Origin of the sequence: Marinobacter sp. F4206 (assembly GCF_019392195.1) — a bacterium.
GTDB lineage: Bacteria > Pseudomonadota > Gammaproteobacteria > Pseudomonadales > Oleiphilaceae > Marinobacter.
Map to the genome: position 1 here is coordinate 940,158 of NZ_JAHXKI010000002.1, position 18,251 is coordinate 958,408.

The following is an 18,251-nucleotide window of genomic DNA, read 5'->3' on the forward strand; positions in this document are numbered from 1 at the left end:
CCAACTATCGGAATAAAAACGGGATAAGTGAATGAAACGGGTCAGAAGTCCACTCAACGCCTTTCCTTTGCGCGCCATTGCTCTCGCGACCTGTTTCAGCACAGCATCCGGACTGGCCCTCGCCCAGGATGAAGCCCAGGGCCAGCAACTGCTGGAAGGTATCCAGGATGGCGAACGGGTCGAAATCACCCTCCCGGATCCGGAAAAACAGCTTCCCCTGGACGACCTGCGCAAGTTCACCGAAGTGTTCAGCCGCATCAAAGACGCGTACGTGGAAGAGGTGGACGATCGCCAGTTACTGGAAAGCGCCATCAAGGGCATGCTCTCCGATCTGGATCCCCATTCTACCTACCTCGCGCCCAAAGATTACGAAGAACTGGAGGAGAGCACCTCCGGTGAGTTTGGCGGCCTCGGCATCGAAGTCGGCATGGAAAACGGTTTTGTGAAGGTAATAGCCCCGATCGACGACACGCCGGCTCAAAAAGCCGGCGTTCAGGCGGGCGACCTGATCATCAAGCTCGATGAAAAGCCGGTCAAGGGCATGGGCCTGGAAGAAGCGGTCCAGCTCATGCGCGGCAAGCCCGGCACCATCCTCACTCTGACCATCATGCGAGAAGGCGAAAGCGCGCCCATCGAGATCAAGGTTGAGCGCGATGTCATCAAGGTCACCAGCATAAAATCCCGGATGCTCGAGAATGGCTACGGCTACGTCCGCATTACCCAGTTCCAGGCGGACACCGGCGGCCAGTTCCTTCAGGCTCTTGGCTCGCTTGAGGACGACAACGGCAGCGATCTCGATGGCCTGGTCATCGATCTGCGCAACAACCCCGGTGGCGTGCTTCAGGCAGCCGTCGAAACCGCTGACGCCCTGCTCGATGAAGGCCTGATTGTCTACACGGAGGGGCGCATCCAGAGCTCACGGCTGCGTTTCAGTGCGAAGGCGGGCGATGTGATGGCGGACACGCCGATCGTGGTTCTGATCAACGGCGGCTCGGCCTCAGCGTCGGAAATCCTGGCCGGCGCTCTTCAGGATCACGAGCGCGCCGTCATCATGGGTACCCAGTCCTTTGGCAAGGGCAGTGTCCAGACCGTGATCCCGCTTGACGAGACCCACGCCATCAAAATGACCACCGCCCGTTACTACACCCCGGACGGTCGCTCCATCCAGGCCACCGGCATCAAACCGGATATCGAAGTCCGCCCGGCCGAGCTCAAAGAACTGGACAGCCAGCCCTTCTTCACTGAAGCAGATCTGAGCGGGCACCTTGAAGGCCAGAATGAGGGCGACCAACCGGCGACGGACGGGACTCCTGAAGATGCCTCAATGGCTTCACTGACCGACCGGGACTACCAGCTGCGCTCTGCCCTGAACCTTCTCCAAGGGATGCACATCCTCAACCGTAAGGGTAATGGCAACGCCACGTCAGAGGGACAGGACGCCGAGCAGTGAGGTTGTTGAAGTTATCCATCCTGGCGGCAGCATTGACTGCCATGCCCCTTGCCGCGCAAGAACCGGACAAGGAGGGCGCGGGCAGCTCCCTGCCGCCGACCATTGCCATCATCATTGATGACATGGGCCACAACCTCCACGAAGGCGAGCGCCTGGCCCGGATAGACCAGCCTCTGACCCTCGCGTTTCTGCCCTACCGGCGCTACACGGTCCCGCTGGCCAAACTGGCCCACCAGCAGCACAAGGAAATCATGCTGCACGCCCCCATGGCCAATACCCGAAACTTTGATCTCGGGCCCGGCGGGCTGACGTCCGACATGGATGAACGTCGCATCGCAACTACCCTGCGACGGTCACTGCAGTCCATCCCACACGTCCAGGGCGTGAACAATCATATGGGCAGCCTACTGACCCAGAAGCTCCAGACCATGGACTGGGTGATGCAGGAACTCAGGCAGTATCCGGTCTACTTCGTCGACAGCCGGACCATCGCCTCATCCGTCGCCGGCGATGTCGCCCGGGCCTACCAGATTCCGAGCCTGACCCGTGACGTTTTTCTTGACCACGAGCAGACTGAGGCGTTTGTCGACCGGCAGTTCAAACTGCTGATCAAGCGCGCGCGGGAAAACGGCAGCGCCATCGGCATCGGCCATCCGCACAAGGTGACGGTGGATTACCTGGAGAAACACTTGCCGGAGCTGGACGCCCAGGGTGTGGCCGTAGCGACCATCAGCGGGCTATGGGCCATCCGCAATGGCAATCGCGAGATGTTCGTGGAAGGGGAAAAGCAGGCCATACGACCTGCCTACGCCAGAAAGCCCTAATCGCGGACTTCGATCCCCTGACTCTTCATGAAAGCCTTGGCCTCGGGAATGGTGTGCTGACCGAAGTGAAAGATGGAGGCTGCCAATACCGCATCGGCGCCACCTTCGGTCACGCCATCGGCCAAGTGCTGGAGCTCACCAACGCCACCTGAGGCTATCACCGGAACAATCACCGCATCACTGATGGCACGGGTTAGCCCCAGATCGAAACCGATCTTGGTGCCGTCACGGTCCATACTCGTCAGCAGCAGCTCGCCGGCACCCATCTCGACCATTTTCCGGGCCCATTCCACGGCATCCAGCCCGGTGGGCTTGCGGCCACCGTGGGTAAAGATTTCCCAGCGCGGCTCTTCACCTTCTGAACTGACCCGCTTGGCGTCGATGGCTACCACAATGCACTGGCTACCAAAACGCTCGGCGGCTTCGTGCACGAATTCGGGATTGAACACCGCGGCGGTGTTGATGGAGACCTTGTCAGCACCGGCGTTCAGCAGCTTGCGGATATCGTCTACCGTTCGGACACCGCCACCGACGGTCAACGGAATGAAAACTTCGGCCGCCATGCGCTCGACCGTCTCATAGGTGGTGTCACGGCTTTCGTGACTGGCGGTGATGTCCAGGAAGGTAATCTCGTCGGCGCCCTGCTCGTTGTAACGGCGGGCCACTTCGACGGGATCGCCGGCGTCCCGGATATCAACGAAGTTGACCCCTTTTACCACTCGGCCTTTATCGACATCGAGACACGGGATAATGCGTTTTGCCAGACCCATGATTGCTCCCTTACGCCTTGAGGCCGTCGCAGAATGCCTGCGCTTCGGCAACGTCCAACGTACCTTCGTAGATGGCACGACCGGTAATGGCACCAAGAATTCCCTTGTCCGCGACGGTTGCCAGCCGCTTCAGGTCATCCATGTTGGTGACCCCGCCGGAGGCAATCACTGGAATACCACCCTCTTCAGCCAACGCAGCGGTGGCTTCCACGTTTACACCCTGCATCATGCCGTCGCGACTGATGTCGGTGTACACGATTGACTCGACGCCATCATTGGCGAAACGCCTGGCCAGATCGGTTGCCATCACTTCGGACACTTCCGCCCAGCCATCGGTGGCGACACGACCATCCTTGGCATCCAGACCCACAATGATGTGGCCGGGGAAGCGCTTGCACATCTCGGTCACAAACTCAGGTTCCTTGACCGCCTTGGTGCCAATGATCACCCACTGCACTCCGGCCTTGAGGTAGGCCTCGATCGTTTCTGCAGAGCGGATACCACCACCGATCTGGATCGGCAGGTCAGGATACTTGCGGGCAATGGCCTGCACGATTTCACCGTTGACGGGCTCACCGGCGAAGGCGCCATTGAGATCCACCAGATGCAGGCGACGGGCGCCGGCCTCTACCCAACGGGTGGCCATATCAACCGGGTCGTCACCGAAGACGGTTGAATCGTCCATCCGGCCCTGGCGCAGGCGCACACACTTACCGTCTTTGAGATCAATGGCAGGGATAATCAGCATAAAGCAATGTCCGTGTTAATCGTTCAGACGCTCCGGCGTTACTTGCCGGACCAGTCAACAAAGTTTTTCAGCAGCTGCAGGCCGGCCCGGGCGCTCTTCTCCGGGTGGAACTGCACCGCAAAGATGTTGTCGCGGGCGACGGCCGCAGCGAGGTCCACACCGTAGTGGCTACGCCCGGCGATGTCGGCATTACCCTCGGCCTCGGCGTAATAGCTGTGAACAAAGTAGAAGCGGTCGCCATCGGGGATGTTGTGCCACATCGGATGATCGACGGTCTGATGCACCTCATTCCAGCCCATGTGCGGCACCTTGAGGCGCTCACCGTTCTCGACCAGGTGGTCGCCAAAATAACGGACCTGGGAAGGAAAGAGATTAATACAGTCAACGCCGCCGTTCTCTTCACTGCGGGACATCAAGGCCTGCATGCCGACACAGATCCCCAGAAACGGACGGTCCCTGGAGACTTCCCGCACCAGTGCGTCCACCTCCAGACGACGGATTTCATGCATGCAGTCGCGGATGGCGCCGACGCCGGGCAGGATGACATGGTCTGCCTCGCGGATCTGATCAGCGTTATCGGTAACCAGCACCCTGACGTCCGGCGCCACGTGCTCAACCGCCTTACGGGCCGAGTGCAGGTTCCCCATGCCGTAATCGATAATGGCAACGGTCTTCATAATGGAATTCGGTGTCCTGTTCGGTGACGTGTTACAGAGAGCCTTTGGTGGACGGCGTAATGCCCGCCATCCGCTCATCCATTTCGATCGCCATGCGCAGGGCTCGGCCGAAGGCCTTGAAGACGGTCTCGATCTGATGGTGGGTATTCTTGCCCTTCAGATTATCGATGTGCAGCGTCACCATGGAATGGTTCACGAAGCCATGGAAGAACTCTTCGAACAGATCGACATCAAAACCGCCGACAGCCCCGCGGGTATAGGGCACGTCCATCATCAGGCCAGGACGACCAGACAGGTCAATCACCACGCGCGACAGCGCCTCATCCAGAGGCACGTAGGCGTGGCCATAGCGACGGATGCCTTTCTTGTCGCCCACGGCCTGCTTGAACGCCTGCCCCAGGGTAATACCGATATCTTCCACGGTGTGGTGATCATCGATATGCAGGTCACCTTGGGAAACGATGTTCAGATCCACCAGCCCGTGGCGGGCAATCTGGTCCATCATGTGTTCGAGGAAGGGAACGCCAGTATCAAAACTGGATTTACCGGTGCCGTCGAGGTCAATCTCAACGGTAATCTGGGTTTCGAGGGTATTTCGTTCTACCCGAGCCTTACGTTCGGCCATGGGGACTCCGTAGCAATTGGGCGGCAGACGACCGCAAACTTTCGATTCGCGGATTATACCTTTTATGCCCGCCGGAGTCCCACAACCGGTTTAATTGCCCTGATAGCCCGAAACGGTTCAGACGGCCTTTTTCAGGTTGCTCATGTAGGTGTCCACGAGGCTGTTGAACTCGTGCTTGATGACCGGGCTGATTGCCAGCTTCAGCAGACTCGGCAGCGGCACCGTAAGCTCGGCGCTGGTCTGGAATTTCACCGCCGTGACCTTGTCATCCTTGGCCGTAATGGTCCAGGAACCACGCACGACGCCGTTACCCTCGCCCTTGACCGGCTCCCAGGTGATACGCCCGGCTTCCTTGTCCGCGTGGTATTTGCAGGCGTAGATGGACTGGATCGCGTGCTTGTCGACCCCCACCTTTTCCATTTCCCAGCGGTAGGCGTTATCTCCCAGATCGGTCAGCTTGTGCACCTTCGGGAAATAGCTGGCAGAACGTGGCACATCCGCCAACAAATCAAAGACTTCATCGTAGCCACCGGAAATTTCGAGATCCCGGTTGAGCTCAATCGATACGGTAATAGCCACAGCCAACTCCTTCTTATGTTTATTTGCATCAATGTAGTCGGAAAATTGAGGATGTGTATTTTGGCCCAACACTACAGCATTGTCATACTCCCCCGCTGTTAATTTGTTAACCCTGCGTTATCCTTTGGCTAATTAGCCCCAGGATTCGCTCCGAATCCCAACAAGCTCTCCGGAAAAGGATGCCTCATTCATGAAAGCTGTTCGTTATCTGCTGATCGCGGTTATTGCACTGATACTGCTGGCCGTGGTGGCAGTCGCCGTTGCGATGGCGGTCATCAATCCCAACGATTACAAACCACAGATTGAGCAGGCAGTCGAGAAACAGACCAATCTTGACCTGGTCCTCGAAGGCGACATCGGATGGTCGTTCATCCCCCTTGGCCTTGAACTGAACAATGTGCAAGCCAACCTCGAAGGCAACCGTTTTGTGGCGCTGGAGCAGATGGTGGCCCAACTCGATTTCTGGTCTCTGATCAGCATGTCGCCCCAGGTGGATACCTTTGTCCTGAGCGGACTGGAAGCAAACCTTGAGGTGAACGAAAAAGGCGAAGGCAACTGGACGAGGATCATGCCGGAGCCTGCCGAAGGCGACGCGGGCGGCGAACAGGAGACCGCACAAGCCGAACAGGAACAGCAGGCGGAGCCGGCCGGGGAGGAAACCGGTGGAGAGCCGTTGAATTTCAACGTCGACAACGTCGAGATATCCAACGCGCAGGTGCACTACACCGACAAGAGTACCGGCCAGGCCGTCACGCTTGAAAACTTCAACGTGAACGCGAGCCAGATCACCCTGGGCTCGGAGTTCCCCCTGGATATCAGTTTCCGGGTCGAGACGGCCAAACCACAGTTTGAGGTAGACGGCAGCATCAGCGCCCGCCTCGCCGCCAACGAAGCGCTCAATGACTTTGCGGTATCCGGCCTGAAAGCCGTTTTCGACATGAACGGCGAACCCTTCGGCGGAAAATCCGTAACTGCGGAGCTGACCGGTTCCGCCAACGCCAATCTGGAGAACGAGACCGCGACCCTGAGCGAATTCACGGCCAGTGTCGCCAACCTCTCGATGACCACGGATCTGGACGTCAAAGGCTTTGGTGACAAGCCGTCCCTCAGCGGTTCGATTAATGTGCAGGAGTTTTCCCTGAAGGATCTGCTCAACGAGCTCGGGCAGCCTGCCGTGCCCACCAGCGATCCGGACGTGCTTGATGCCCTTGCATTTTCCACCAGCATTGGCGGCGAACCCGGCAAGATTGGATTGTCGGACCTGACGCTCAAGCTCGACGACACCACGTTCACCGGGGCTGGCAGCTACAACCTCGCCAACAGTGGGCTGGTCTTCAACCTCCAGGGCGACAAGCTGAATGCCGACCGCTACCTGCCGCCGAAATCCGAAGACGACACCAAAGCGGGCGAAAGCGCCAGTGGTTCGCAGGAGCAAACAGCCTCCACCAAGACGGCACAGAGTACTCCGGAAAGCGACCTGCTGCCGCTTGAAACCCTGCGCACCCTGCTGCTCGATATCGACTTCGGCCTGGCAGAACTGGTTGTCAGCAACCTGACCATCAACGAGGTCAAGGCCAGCACGACAGCCAAGGACGGCCTGATCAGGGTCGACGAGTTCAGCGGGAAACTCTATGACGGCAGATTCGGTGCCAATGTAACCCTGGACGCTCGCAGCGATAATCCGAAATGGAAGATCGGCTCTGATGTGACCAACGTGCAGACCTTGCCCCTGCTCACGGACCTCGCCGAGGTGGACATGCTCTCGGGCGGCGCCAACCTGAAGGTCAATGTGACGACCTCAGGCAACCGCGTTTCGGTATTGCGCGAGAAGGCAGACGGGCAAATCAGCTTCAACCTGGCCGAGGGGCAGTTCCGCAAGATGAACCTGACCCGCATGGCCTGCCAGGGCATCGCCATTGCCAACCAGGAAAGCCTGAGCACCAGCGACTGGGGCGCCACCACGCCCTTTAACGACATGCGCGGCACCCTGGACATCAAGGGTAACACCGTGACGAACACCGACCTTGTCGCCGCGCTTGCCGGCATGAAGCTCGAGGGCGTCGGCACCATCGACCTGAAGCAGACCACGCTTGACTACGAAGCCGGCCTGCGGATTGTCGGCGAAATCCACCGGGATGAAGCATGCCGGGTAACCGAATACGTTGAGAACGTGGTGATTCCGGTTGAATGCCGCGGCAACTTCTCGGAAGACCCGGCCGGCCTGTGCTCCTTCGACGGCTCCCGCTTCCGCGACACCCTGAAAACCATCGCCTCCAATGCCGCAAAAGCCAAGGCTGAGGAAGAGGTAGATCGGGCCAGGGAAAAAGCAGAGAAGAAGATCAATGAAAAGCTTGAGGAAGAGCTTGGCGACAAACTCAAGGGTCTGTTCAAGTAATGCCGGACCGCTTCGCCGATAAACTCCTCGACTGGTACGACCAACACGGCAGGCATGACCTGCCGTGGCACACAGACCAGAACGCTTATCGAGTCTGGGTCTCCGAGATCATGCTTCAGCAGACCCAGGTGGCCACCGTCATCCCCTACTTCAGTGCTTTCATGGAGCGGTTCCCGGACGTGAGGGCCCTCGCCGAAGCGCCGGTGGACGACGTACTGGGCCACTGGTCCGGCCTTGGCTATTACGCCCGTGCCCGAAACCTCCAGAAAGCCGCCAAAACCGTGGTCGAGGAATTCGGGGGCGAGTTCCCGGATAGCCAGGATGAACTGGAAACGCTGACCGGCATTGGGCGCTCCACCGCTGCCGCTATCGTGGCTCAGGCCTTCGGCAAACGCGCCGCGATTCTGGACGGCAACGTCAAACGCGTGCTGGCGCGCTATCACGCCGTTCCTGGCTGGCCCGGACAGACCGCTGTGCTGAAACAGCTTTGGCAACATGCCGAAGCACACACACCCGACGCCCGGGTAAGAGACTATACCCAGGCGATCATGGATCTCGGGGCTATGGTATGCACCCGCAGCCGCCCAAAATGCGACACCTGCCCGCTCCAGCGGGGCTGTACCGCGTACGCCAGGGGCGAGACAACGCTGTACCCCGGCTCCAAGCCCAAGAAGGCCAAACCCGAAAAGACCACCTGGATGCTCATCCTCGAGGACGCCGCAGGTCGCATCCTGATGGAACGCCGACCACCCAACGGAATCTGGGGAGGCTTGTGGAGCCTGCCTGAACTGGACCCAGCCATTGGGGCGGATGAACTGCAAGAGGCCTGTGAGCAACAGCTGGGTGTGAGATGCGGCGACCCCGACCTGATCAGCGGCTTTCGCCACACCTTCAGCCACTACCATTTGCACATCCAGCCCGCGAGGCTGACGGTGTCCGTGGATAACAACGTGGCCGATGATGACCGACTTCGCTGGCTGCATCGGGATGAAGCCCTGACGCTTGGCCTGCCCGCACCCATTCGCACGCTGCTGACAGAACCGGAGCAGGCCACCCTGCTCTGAGACCGACCTGCGCGACGGCTGCCCACGATCTGTTATCATGCCGCGGATTCAATTCGCCAAACAGGAGCCAACATGAGCCGCACTGTTTTTTGTCGCAAGTACCAGAAAGAGCTCGACGGCCTGGACTTTCCCCCGATGCCTGGCAAGAAAGGGCAGGAACTGTTCGACACCATCTCAAAACAGGCGTGGGAAGAATGGCAGGCGCAACAAACCATGCTGATCAACGAAAAACACCTGAGCCTGATGGACCCGAACACCCGGAAATACCTGCAGGCACAGATGGAACGCTTCTTCGACAATGAGCCGTTCGACAAGGCCGAAGGGTACGTTCCACCAGAGCAGTAACGCCTTTCTGATCAAAGCCTGATCAACCCTGAAAAGATTCGGAAATTTTTCCGGCGCAGCCTTGACTCAAAACATCGAAACCGGTTTAATAGCGCCCCGTTGCACAGCAGTAGCGCAACACGCCCGGATAGCTCAGTTGGTAGAGCAGGGGATTGAAAATCCCCGTGTCGGTGGTTCGATTCCGCCTCCGGGCACCATCAGATTCAATGACTTAGCCCGCCCTTGTGCGGGCTTTGTTGTTTCTGAAAAGCTGTTTGTAAGCAAGCCTACCCTTCTCCCGAACGCTCCCGTCCATAATCACGTGCATAGCAAGAACTCCAAGCTAGACTACGCTGGTATAGAACGACCTGAATGGAAAACCAGCAAAAGGTTTGAATATTTTCTTTCAATCGGACGGCGGTAACTGAATACCGGCTCTCGTTGATTCATTCTATGTATCAAGGGTGACAAGGATGTTTGTACGAATTTTCACGGTGATCATGCTGCTAGGGTTGGGCGCGTACCTGCAGGTACAGATACCGGCCAGCGATCATAGTTTATACACGTCCGGTGTATTGTGGTTTTTTATTTGGATACTGTTCACGCTTTTAAGATAAAGATGCTTAGCGTTCTCCCAAAACGATTCGCCTTCGTCGACTGATGAAAAAAGCTATCGGTGCGTCCCAGACACGTCCGGATTCAATCGCTGGATGTTTTCCCACAGGCGAGAGATGTAATCAGGCGGGAAGGTAAAGACGGGCAGATCCTCTTGCCGGACAAGACCTCGCTCCTCGGGCCCCAACCCATAATATAAGGTCATGAGTATGTCGCTGCTGGCCCAGGGGCTTTGGCGGAAGTAATGGTGACCGTTGCCGGAGGAGGAGCCCTCTGCTTCGCTGACATTGATAAAGCTTATCTGTCCTCGCAGTTTTTCCAACGCCTGGCGCGCCTGTGGGTGAATCTCATTACCGTCAGCCGTCCACAGCTCTCCCAGGCGGCGCTGGTTGGTTAGAAACCTTGAGATGCCAAGGGCCTTGTCATGCTCTGACACATAGATCGAGAGATGCCGGCTTACTCTCAAGAGACCATCAGCAAGCGAGTTTCCGAATGCGGCTCGGTCAATATCGCTACCGACCAGAATAACGTTGCCGATACGAAGGGCTTGCTGGATCTCCTCCTCGGTCCGGTTGTGGTTCATCAGCGCCAGCTGTTCCAGGGCTCTCACCACGAGCCTGGTTCCATTGCTATAGCCAATGATGTGAATCTCGTCAGCGACGGTTTTCTCGGCCAATACCTCCAAGAGCAATCGCAGATTTCTGGCGTATCCGATTGCTGTGTCCGAATCCCTGATGTAGGCCAGACGATGTGGTGTCGCCGGCCATGAATAAGCAATGAAAGCCCCACGATACCCCAGGAAGTGCCAAAGCTCCGCCGACACCAGCAAAGGGTTTTCAAAGGTCACCAGATAGCCATGGGTGTAAACATAAACGTCTTTTGAATCCGAGCGCGCCAGTTGTGAATTGATGGCTTCAGCAAAACGATCAACAGCGTCCGGCGGCAACGGCCCTTCTTCCGGTAGATCGACATCCACCCAGTAGGGAATCGTCTCTCCTACGATCCCCCACTCGGTCGCATCCACCACTTTTACCGGAAACTCATCCGTTCTGGATTTCAGTAGAGACACTTGCCGTGCCTGCTCCCAGGTCAGGTCACTCTCTCCCATCTGAATTTCGGCATAACCCAGGCGAAGAACCTGTCCACGCTCATTCAGGTAGAAGGACTCTTTATCATCCGGGCCGGCAGGCTGGCGGTCGGTTGCGTAAAGAATCCCGTCGTAGGGGATATCCAGATAGGGGGCTCGCTCTGGCAGCGGATTGAGTCGGTCACTACCGTAAACATCCGGTGGTGGCATAAGCTCCAGTTCGCCGACCGGTTTTTCCGCACATGCGGAAATAAGTTGTGTAATGAGCAGCAGGACGAGGCCCCATCCAAACGAGTAATCGTCAACCGAGCTGTCTCTCATGGACAAGCTACGCCTCCACATCCACAATCACCTGACTCAACCGGACCGAATAATCGCCGTGCCTCACAGTCGGCTGGCTTTTGGCGCCTGCCATGTTCCGAACTTCTCAAGATCGGGAGAATAGATCCGCATAATGACATTGAGATCGATATCTCTCCGCTCTATGGGTAGCCAGTTTTCCGCCGCCACCCCCTGAGGCCGCTCAGCAGAGATGACAATTCGGATGCCACCGTCCTCGTCCAGCTTGTAACCTGTATTCTCGCCAACGCTATATTTCTTGCGGTCATTGGGGATGAAAAAGCCGTTTTCCTTGTCATACAACGTCACCGACCAGAAGGCCCTGGCGGGCGGCATATCTTCAGGCGCCATCACAATTTCATAATCGAACATGGCGTTCATGGGTTCGCCGCTACCGGTGTTCACTGGCGGATAGAGGGCTTCCTTTGCCGGCTGCCCGATCGGTCCGATGACCGACTGGCTGGCCAGGGCTTCGGCTGTCATCTCGCCTTTTGGCTGGAAATACGTGAACCCACTCCGGCTGACGAACTCCTCATCGCCCATCTTCTCCAGGCTCTGGATTGCAAAGCGTTCGGCGATCTCTCGCAGGGCGGCGCCGTCGATCTCAACCACAGTCTCCGGGTCAAAGTCTTTACCTGGCTCAACACCGAGCGGCTCCAAAGCCTCGAGCAGAGCATTGTCTAACTCGTTACTAGGATCAAAGGTGGTATGGTTCACCACAAATTGCATGACTTCGAGGAAGCGATCCTCGAAGATCTCAAAATCTGAGCCAAATTCCGGGAAGCGTGCCATATCCTCCTTGAAATCCAGGCTTTTCAAGATACCCGGCGGGCTGCCCCAGGGAACGAAATGGGCGCCGTTGTCAGCTTTGCCCAGAAACTCAGACAGTGGCTCCAGATCCACGCCCCGCATCGCGGCAAGATTGGCGCGGAAGCGCTCGGGCTCGGCCGCGTGCGGCATGACTCGAAGCACAGCGCTGACGAAGTCGCCCGTCACCTCAAAGACTTCATCCACTCCTGGCACGGCTTCACCGCCGTAACCAGGGGTGCGCTGGCTGTAGAACAAAATCGTGGAGGGCTTGCCAAAGTCACCTTCGCCCGTGGACATCGGGATGTTCACATAATGGTCGTAAGCGGTAACCATGAGGGAAACATACTTCGAGTCAAATGCCGGGAGTTCCATCACAATCGGTTCCTCAGTCACGTCGACCATGGCCCCCAGATAGAGTGTGTCATTGTTCGGCCGCGCGATGGCCTGAACCGTGTGGTCAGCCAGCTCTGTGTTGGCTTTTACACGATTGTAGCCGCCCGAACTCATCGGGTTGTTCGCATCGAGCGCGAATTTGTTGTTGACATTGAACATGGCGACATAGGGGTAGGACCGAAGGACGAGATTCTCCATCTCCTTGTCGTTAAGGTCCGCCGCCGATGTGGTAGTTGTTCCGGCGATCGCGAAAATTGCAGCGTTAATAACGCACGTTACTGTGTACCTCATATCGCTTCTCCCTCTGCTAAACGACTTTCCCTCAAGGCGTGTACCAGACCGGTGAGGTATAGGCGCGTTCCTGGTGGCTCGGCGGGATTCCGTCCGGAAGCGATACACCGAAGACCTTCGCGTCGAAGGTGGTCCAACGCAGTGTGGGAATCTCAATGACTCGCACGTAATAGAACGCGCGCGACGCCGGGTCGAACTCCGGGTCGCTCCAGAAAGCCTGCAACCAGGCACTCCCAATTGAATTCGAGTAGGTCGCCTCGGAAACATTGACGGTATTGCCCACAGCCGGCAGCTTGCCGTCTGGCCCCGGAGGTCTGTCACCTGACCAGGCGACATCGAAGACCCTCTCCTGCCTCTCACCGCTTTCGTCGACCCAACCTTTGACCACTTGCACTCGGTCGAGATTGGCCCCGTCCGGATCACGCAGAGCACGGATGAGCATGGTTAAGGGTTTGCCGTCCTCGGCGGCTGTGAGGTCACCGCCCATGGGAACTCCGGATGCGTAGCCATACTCTGCGAAGTCAGAGCGATTCAGGTCTTCCTCTTTGAACTCCCACCCAGCAAACACCCGAACCCGTATCCGCGTGCCGGTGGTGGCAAACACCTCCTTGCGTTCAAAGGCGTCCCAGATGGCCTCACGCGTGTTCTCCCGCGCCCAAACCGCCGCAAGCCCGGATGCGAGGGCCTCGGCATGGACTATATCGTCACTGGGATCATCGGGAGTGGAACGGCCGGTAATTGGCTCGTTAAAGCGGACGGGATCACTGGTTGGCTCCACGGAGGCGGCCTTGCCGAAGAAGTTGTCCTCCTGCGTCGTCGCCAGTCCGGTGTGGGCATCGGTGGATCCGATCACACCGAACTTGAAGGGATTGGCCCCGAGTGAATCCTCGTATGCGAGCCCGCGCTTCCATGCCTCTCTGGCATATTCCCGGGGGAGCATCTCGGGCGTTTTCGGCTCGGGCCCAAAACTGCCTTTGTCCCAGGTACCGTAGTCGGCGAACTCATCACTGGGAGACAGCGCCGGGTGGGCCTCACCGTCCCCCTTGATCTGGGTGACTTCGTAAACCGGCTCGAACCTCATCCGCCGTTCCGCATAAGCTGCATCGATCGGTTCTTTGCTGGTCAGGGTAACGTCGTCAAACATCAGTCCATTCGACAGGTTGCCATTATGGGGAATGGCGAGCAGGCGGCCGTCCGTCGCCTCTTCATACTGTTCCATCCAGTCCCATAGGTCTTCAGGATCGCTGCTGTCATAGGCGCTGAACGGAACGATCTGATCCGCTTTATCCTTGCCATCGCGGAAAATGATATTGCGATGAAGGTTGTTGCCCTGTGGGCCGGAGGTCCACTCATAGCCAATCAGAGCCGTAAACACCCCTGGCGCATTATGCTGTTCCGCCGCGTCTGTCATTCTTTGCCACATGGATTCGTTGAATCCGGTCCCTTCAAGCGGGTCTTCAGGCTCTTCCGACAGGGCGAAGGTGTTGGCCCAGTATAAGTAGGACTTTGCCATGGCGTCCGCTGTGCCGGGAGCAAACAGCTCCGCTATTTCCTGGCCCCAGTTGGTACCCAGCAAAGCCTGGTTTTTCTCTTTGAGCCCGAAAAGCAGCCCCAGATTCTCTGCGTGATCGGCCACAACCAGAAAATCCAGGGGGCGTTGCAGCCGCGTGAGAATACCTTGGGAAGACTTCACAGTCTCTCCCTTGGCAAAGCGATAGGCATCGTCCGGCGTTGTCAGACCACCCACAAGGCCGGCATCCGCCGAGTACCCCGTGTGCAGATGGGTATCACCAAACAGCACCTGATTGGGAAAGTCATGTTGAATGTAGGGCGAGTACACGGCGTCTGAATCGGGCACCATGCCAACCAGTTCCTGCGCATTCAGTGGAGAAACCACCAAAGCGCCGACCAGTGCAAAGGGAATTATTTCTCGCATGATGCTCTCCTTGCCTGATTGGCATGCGATTCCAAACTAAAAACTCCAGGTCAAACCCAGCACCCATCCGGCTTGCTCGACGTCGTAGACAAAGCCGTCATCGTCATAGTCCACGTCGAAAACCCGGTACCCCAGCGTTGTGCCAATAGCCCTGTTCCACTGGAAGCCCCCATTAACCGAGAAGTCGTAGAACATGTCCGAGCCAACCCCGAACCCTCCTGCTGCTGCCCATCCCGCCAGGTAGAAGCTGGAATCCCCCAGTTGCAATCGCCCCCTGGCACCCAGGAAAGGATCCACCCACTCTTCCTTATTTTTTAACCGTATGTCAGCGAGTTCGCCGGAGCCCCCACCAAATGACAGGATGGTCTCAATGCCCCAATAGCGTACCCCGGCCAACAGGCCCAGTCGGGTTGGTCCCTGATCGTGAAATTCGTAGAGGTAGGCGGCCGAATAGGCCTCGTTCTTTGACGTGGATTTCAGGGAAAGGTCGATTTCAGGCGCCAGTTGCTCTTCGGAGCGGACGTCGGTGTAGAGCGTATCCAATACAAAGCCGTGGTGGCCCTTCCTCGCTTCAAAGATCAACATGAAGCTGGCTTCGGTATCGTCGAGGGCGTCGCTCGGACTTACATCGATGGGCACCACCGGAGAGCCCGGGATGGAGGACACATCGCCCTCAACGCCAGCGAACCAGAGGTAGGGACTTACGGCAAACGACCAATCCTGAGCCTGGGCAAGCGTCGGCAGTAGCAATAGAGCCCCGAGCAGGCACGCGATCACTGTGTTCATTGTCACACCCTCCCGGGGAAAGATCAGGGGATGGAAACGGGAGTCGGCCACTCCTTGGCAACAGCAGTGATACCTTGATGCCGCTTAATGCAGGGTTTCCCTCAAGTATTGAAGTCTAGTCGAGATATCAGGGACCACAATGCAAGACGTGCAGCCTGTTGCGCCAGCTTGACCCGCGTCAATGTCAGGGGCGTTTCCGGGGCCAGCGCAAGCTCTTCGGGACACCTTAGCGTGGACTATACTCTCGGGAAAGGCATCACATGCCGCCGTTTGATGCTGCCGGCACCTAATCTGATGAGCCGTCGACTGGAGGTGGACGCAATGCCAGAGCATAGCCCGCTCCCCCAACGAATTACTTACCGAGGCTGTTCGGTCAGCTTGATGATACTGGCGCTGGTGGTGGCGCTTCAGGGCTGCGCCAACTGGTCCGAAGAGGCAGGCGTAGAGAATACCTGGCGATCCGAGAGCACACCCACGTGGGAACCCGGAACAACCACCGCGGATGACGTCATCAACGCGTTGGGCCCGCCCTCCCAACTGATCAATCTGCGACAGCAGGCCGTTTATTACTACATGCGGGAACAGGTAACGGGCGAAGGGTACTTCCTGTTGCTCTATAACCGCTCCAGCAAGGTGACACGCTACGACCGGGCCGTCTTCTTCTTTGACGAGGATGGCCTGCTGCAGCGCTATGCCTACAGCAAGGAAACCCTGCCCGATGATTCGTAGGGCGATCGGATGGTCTGTGACCAGCACTGTACTGATCTGCCTCAGTGGCTGCACTCACTTCGATAATGATGTGGGTCGCAACTTCATGCCCGCCGTCGAGCGGGTCATGGCCGATAGCACCACCCCGGATTCCGCCCAAATCCTTGATGCGTTGGGGCCGCCGCACCAAATCACGGCCCTGCAGGATGGCTACTCATTCCTGTACCAGCAGGTGGACATTGACGAATTCCAGGTAGGAATCAGCTCATCGAAGCCGGTGCTGCGCGTCTTTAAACTGGCCTTCGCACGATCAACTGCCCACATCAGAACCGCCCTTTTCCAGTTCGATCATGCCGGAAGCCTGATCGCCAGTGGCACCGACGACACATACGCCAATATCGGCGATGGCGGTAGCCTCGCTTTTGTTCTCGCCGTCATGCCGGTGGTGGATGCGGAGAGTTACGAGCATGGCGAGGTGAATCCGGCCCTTTGGGGCATCAGCCTTCTGGATTCAACCACCATCGCCCGGGACCGAAGCAGCGACCTGGACAGCGGCGAAGGCGGATTTGAACTGCGCGGCAGCCCAAAACACGCTGGACAGCGCACCATGGAGTACCGCTGACAGCTGCCTCCTGGCGTGGGAATGGTTTTCCGTGCAGGCCGAACAGCGGCTGAAAAGCGAGCAAAGAGGAAACCTACAACCTGCGTTTTTGGGGCCCTATGTTCTAACTGACACTCAGTTTCTGACAAGCACCAGACGGTAAGCGCTCATGGCTGTGCAGTCGCAGGCTGACACCAATTCTTCTTCAACTCTCCACCCTACCCTGCTACAGCACCGGGAATCCCGGCGGCTGTAGTTCTTCCGGCAGTTCCGATTCAGGCGCTGGAGCGGAATCATCCAGTGCATTTGCTTCCACCGTGTCAGCTTCGTCACCTGTTGGAGCGACCTCCGGCTCTGGCGTCGGCTCTGGCGTCGGCTCCGGCTCCGGCTCTGGCTCCGGCTCCGGCTCCGGCTCTGGCTCCGGCTCCGGCTCCGGCTCCGGCTCTGGCTCCGGCTCCGGCTCTGGCTCCGGCTCCGGCTCTGGCTCTGGCTCTGGCTCCGGCTCTGGCTCTGGCTCCGGCTCCGGCTCCGGCTCCGGCTCTGGCTCTGGCTCCGGCTCTACAGGAGGATCTTCATCGTCTTCCTCATCATCGTCGTCCCTACCTGGCGGGCCGCCACCACCGCCATTACCTCCACCGTTACCTCCACCGTTGCCTGGTGGGTCGTCATCAACCGGGGGCTCTTCTTCGGGAGGGTCTTGGTCGTCTACGGGCGGTTCAGGGGGAGCTGGGGGTGTGCTGCCCCCGGGGGCCAGGTTAATCGATGCCCCCAGGTCTCGAGTCTGGCAGAGCAGGTTTCCGGATCGGGCAAACATGCAGGCTTCAAACACCAACTGAAAGTTGTTTTCACTCAGATCGGTTGGACTCTCCTCTCCCTGGCAGGACACCTGACCGCCGGCGTCCAGAAGGCACTCGATCTGGCCCAGGGCAGTGCAGGAAAAGTTGCCCCGGGTGCCCGGTTCTGCGCACTCTCGGAAGGCAATGTCCGTTCCTTCTGAGTCAGCGTCGCTGACCGCTCTGACCCAGACCGAGTATCGCTGTTCCGGTCTTACGGCAGCCACATTCCAACTGACGATGAAGGTCTGGTTCGGGAACACCGAATCCAGTTCCGTGCCGTCGCTGTCCGTGACAGCGGTCGCGCGAATGCTGATGGATTCGCCATCGTTGGCTCCGCTGCAGGCAACCAACGAGACTGCGACCAGCCCCACTCCTATGGGTCGTCCGAACATA

17 protein-coding genes and 1 tRNA gene are annotated in these 18,251 nt (G+C 58.2%); 8 read left to right on the forward strand and 10 right to left on the reverse strand.

Annotation, left to right across the window (positions count from 1 at the left end; translation table 11 throughout):
• Positions 1-31: 31 nt before the first annotated feature.
• Positions 32-1,450: a S41 family peptidase gene (locus KZO34_RS06780; protein ID WP_219474829.1), complete on the forward strand. Its 1,419-nt coding sequence runs from the start codon at positions 32-34 to the stop codon at positions 1,448-1,450.
• Between the two features lie 41 nt (positions 1,451-1,491).
• The gene (locus KZO34_RS06785) at positions 1,492-2,274 is read left to right on the forward strand and encodes a divergent polysaccharide deacetylase family protein (protein ID WP_219477217.1); all 783 of its coding nucleotides are present in this window, start codon (positions 1,492-1,494) and stop codon (positions 2,272-2,274) included.
• Here the strand turns inward: KZO34_RS06785 and hisF are convergent.
• The 5 genes from hisF to KZO34_RS06810 form a co-directional block, all read right to left on the reverse strand.
• Positions 2,271-3,044 (reverse strand): imidazole glycerol phosphate synthase subunit HisF, encoded by a 774-nt coding sequence (gene hisF / locus KZO34_RS06790; protein WP_219474831.1) that lies wholly within the window; start codon positions 3,042-3,044, stop codon positions 2,271-2,273. The two genes, KZO34_RS06785 and hisF, sit on opposite strands and share 4 nt — an antisense overlap.
• Before the next feature lie 10 nt (positions 3,045-3,054).
• Complete coding sequence (gene hisA, locus KZO34_RS06795) at positions 3,055-3,792, reverse strand: 1-(5-phosphoribosyl)-5-[(5-phosphoribosylamino)methylideneamino]imidazole-4-carboxamide isomerase (protein WP_219474832.1); 738 nt, start codon at positions 3,790-3,792, stop codon at positions 3,055-3,057.
• 38 nt (positions 3,793-3,830) lie between these two features.
• The gene (gene hisH / locus KZO34_RS06800; protein WP_219474834.1) at positions 3,831-4,469 is read right to left on the reverse strand and encodes an imidazole glycerol phosphate synthase subunit HisH; all 639 of its coding nucleotides are present in this window, start codon (positions 4,467-4,469) and stop codon (positions 3,831-3,833) included.
• A 31-nt stretch (positions 4,470-4,500) separates the two neighbouring features.
• On the reverse strand, positions 4,501-5,094 hold the full coding sequence (gene hisB / locus KZO34_RS06805) for an imidazoleglycerol-phosphate dehydratase HisB (RefSeq protein ID WP_219474837.1): 594 nt from the start codon (positions 5,092-5,094) through the stop codon (positions 4,501-4,503).
• A 117-nt stretch (positions 5,095-5,211) separates the two neighbouring features.
• Positions 5,212-5,673 (reverse strand): SRPBCC family protein, encoded by a 462-nt coding sequence (locus KZO34_RS06810; RefSeq protein WP_219474839.1) that lies wholly within the window; start codon positions 5,671-5,673, stop codon positions 5,212-5,214.
• A 190-nt stretch (positions 5,674-5,863) separates the two neighbouring features.
• Between KZO34_RS06810 and KZO34_RS06815 the strand changes: the two genes are divergently transcribed.
• The 4 genes from KZO34_RS06815 (at position 5,864) to KZO34_RS06830 (ending at position 9,674) form a co-directional block, all read left to right on the forward strand.
• Positions 5,864-8,068 (forward strand): AsmA family protein, encoded by a 2,205-nt coding sequence (locus KZO34_RS06815; RefSeq protein WP_219474842.1) that lies wholly within the window; start codon positions 5,864-5,866, stop codon positions 8,066-8,068.
• Positions 8,068-9,132, forward strand: coding sequence for an A/G-specific adenine glycosylase (gene mutY / locus KZO34_RS06820; RefSeq protein ID WP_219474846.1), 1,065 nt, complete (start codon positions 8,068-8,070; stop codon positions 9,130-9,132). The genes KZO34_RS06815 and mutY overlap by 1 nt, the downstream gene beginning before the upstream one ends.
• 72 nt (positions 9,133-9,204) lie before the next feature.
• Positions 9,205-9,477, forward strand: coding sequence for an oxidative damage protection protein (locus KZO34_RS06825; RefSeq protein WP_219474848.1), 273 nt, complete (start codon positions 9,205-9,207; stop codon positions 9,475-9,477).
• Between the two features lie 121 nt (positions 9,478-9,598).
• Positions 9,599-9,674 (forward strand) — tRNA-Phe (locus KZO34_RS06830).
• A gap of 452 nt (positions 9,675-10,126) precedes the next feature.
• On the opposite strand, the gene KZO34_RS06835 is transcribed toward KZO34_RS06830, so the two are convergent.
• The 4 genes from KZO34_RS06835 to KZO34_RS06850 form a co-directional block, all read right to left on the reverse strand.
• A complete protein-coding gene (locus tag KZO34_RS06835) occupies positions 10,127-11,479 on the reverse strand; it encodes an alpha/beta hydrolase (protein ID WP_219474852.1) in 1,353 nt (450 codons plus the stop codon).
• A 63-nt stretch (positions 11,480-11,542) separates the two neighbouring features.
• Positions 11,543-12,991, reverse strand: a complete 1,449-nt coding sequence (locus tag KZO34_RS06840; RefSeq protein ID WP_219474857.1) for a DUF1214 domain-containing protein — start codon at positions 12,989-12,991, stop codon at positions 11,543-11,545.
• A 31-nt stretch (positions 12,992-13,022) separates the two neighbouring features.
• Entirely contained in the window at positions 13,023-14,927 is a 1,905-nt protein-coding gene (locus KZO34_RS06845) for a DUF3604 domain-containing protein (RefSeq protein WP_219474861.1), read from the reverse strand.
• Positions 14,928-14,963: 36 nt separating this feature from the next.
• Entirely contained in the window at positions 14,964-15,713 is a 750-nt protein-coding gene (locus KZO34_RS06850) for a hypothetical protein (protein WP_219474863.1), read from the reverse strand.
• A gap of 321 nt (positions 15,714-16,034) precedes the next feature.
• Here KZO34_RS06850 and KZO34_RS06855 point away from each other — a divergent pair, with 321 nt between their 5' ends.
• Both KZO34_RS06855 and KZO34_RS06860 read left to right on the forward strand, forming a co-directional pair.
• Positions 16,035-16,442 (forward strand): hypothetical protein, encoded by a 408-nt coding sequence (locus KZO34_RS06855; protein WP_219474865.1) that lies wholly within the window; start codon positions 16,035-16,037, stop codon positions 16,440-16,442.
• A 16-nt stretch (positions 16,443-16,458) separates the two neighbouring features.
• Entirely contained in the window at positions 16,459-17,043 is a 585-nt protein-coding gene (locus tag KZO34_RS06860; RefSeq protein ID WP_219474867.1) for a hypothetical protein, read from the forward strand.
• A gap of 205 nt (positions 17,044-17,248) precedes the next feature.
• On the opposite strand, the gene KZO34_RS06865 is transcribed toward KZO34_RS06860, so the two are convergent.
• Positions 17,249-18,250, reverse strand: coding sequence for a hypothetical protein (locus KZO34_RS06865; RefSeq protein WP_219474869.1), 1,002 nt, complete (start codon positions 18,248-18,250; stop codon positions 17,249-17,251).
• Between the last annotated feature and the right edge of the window lies 1 nt (position 18,251).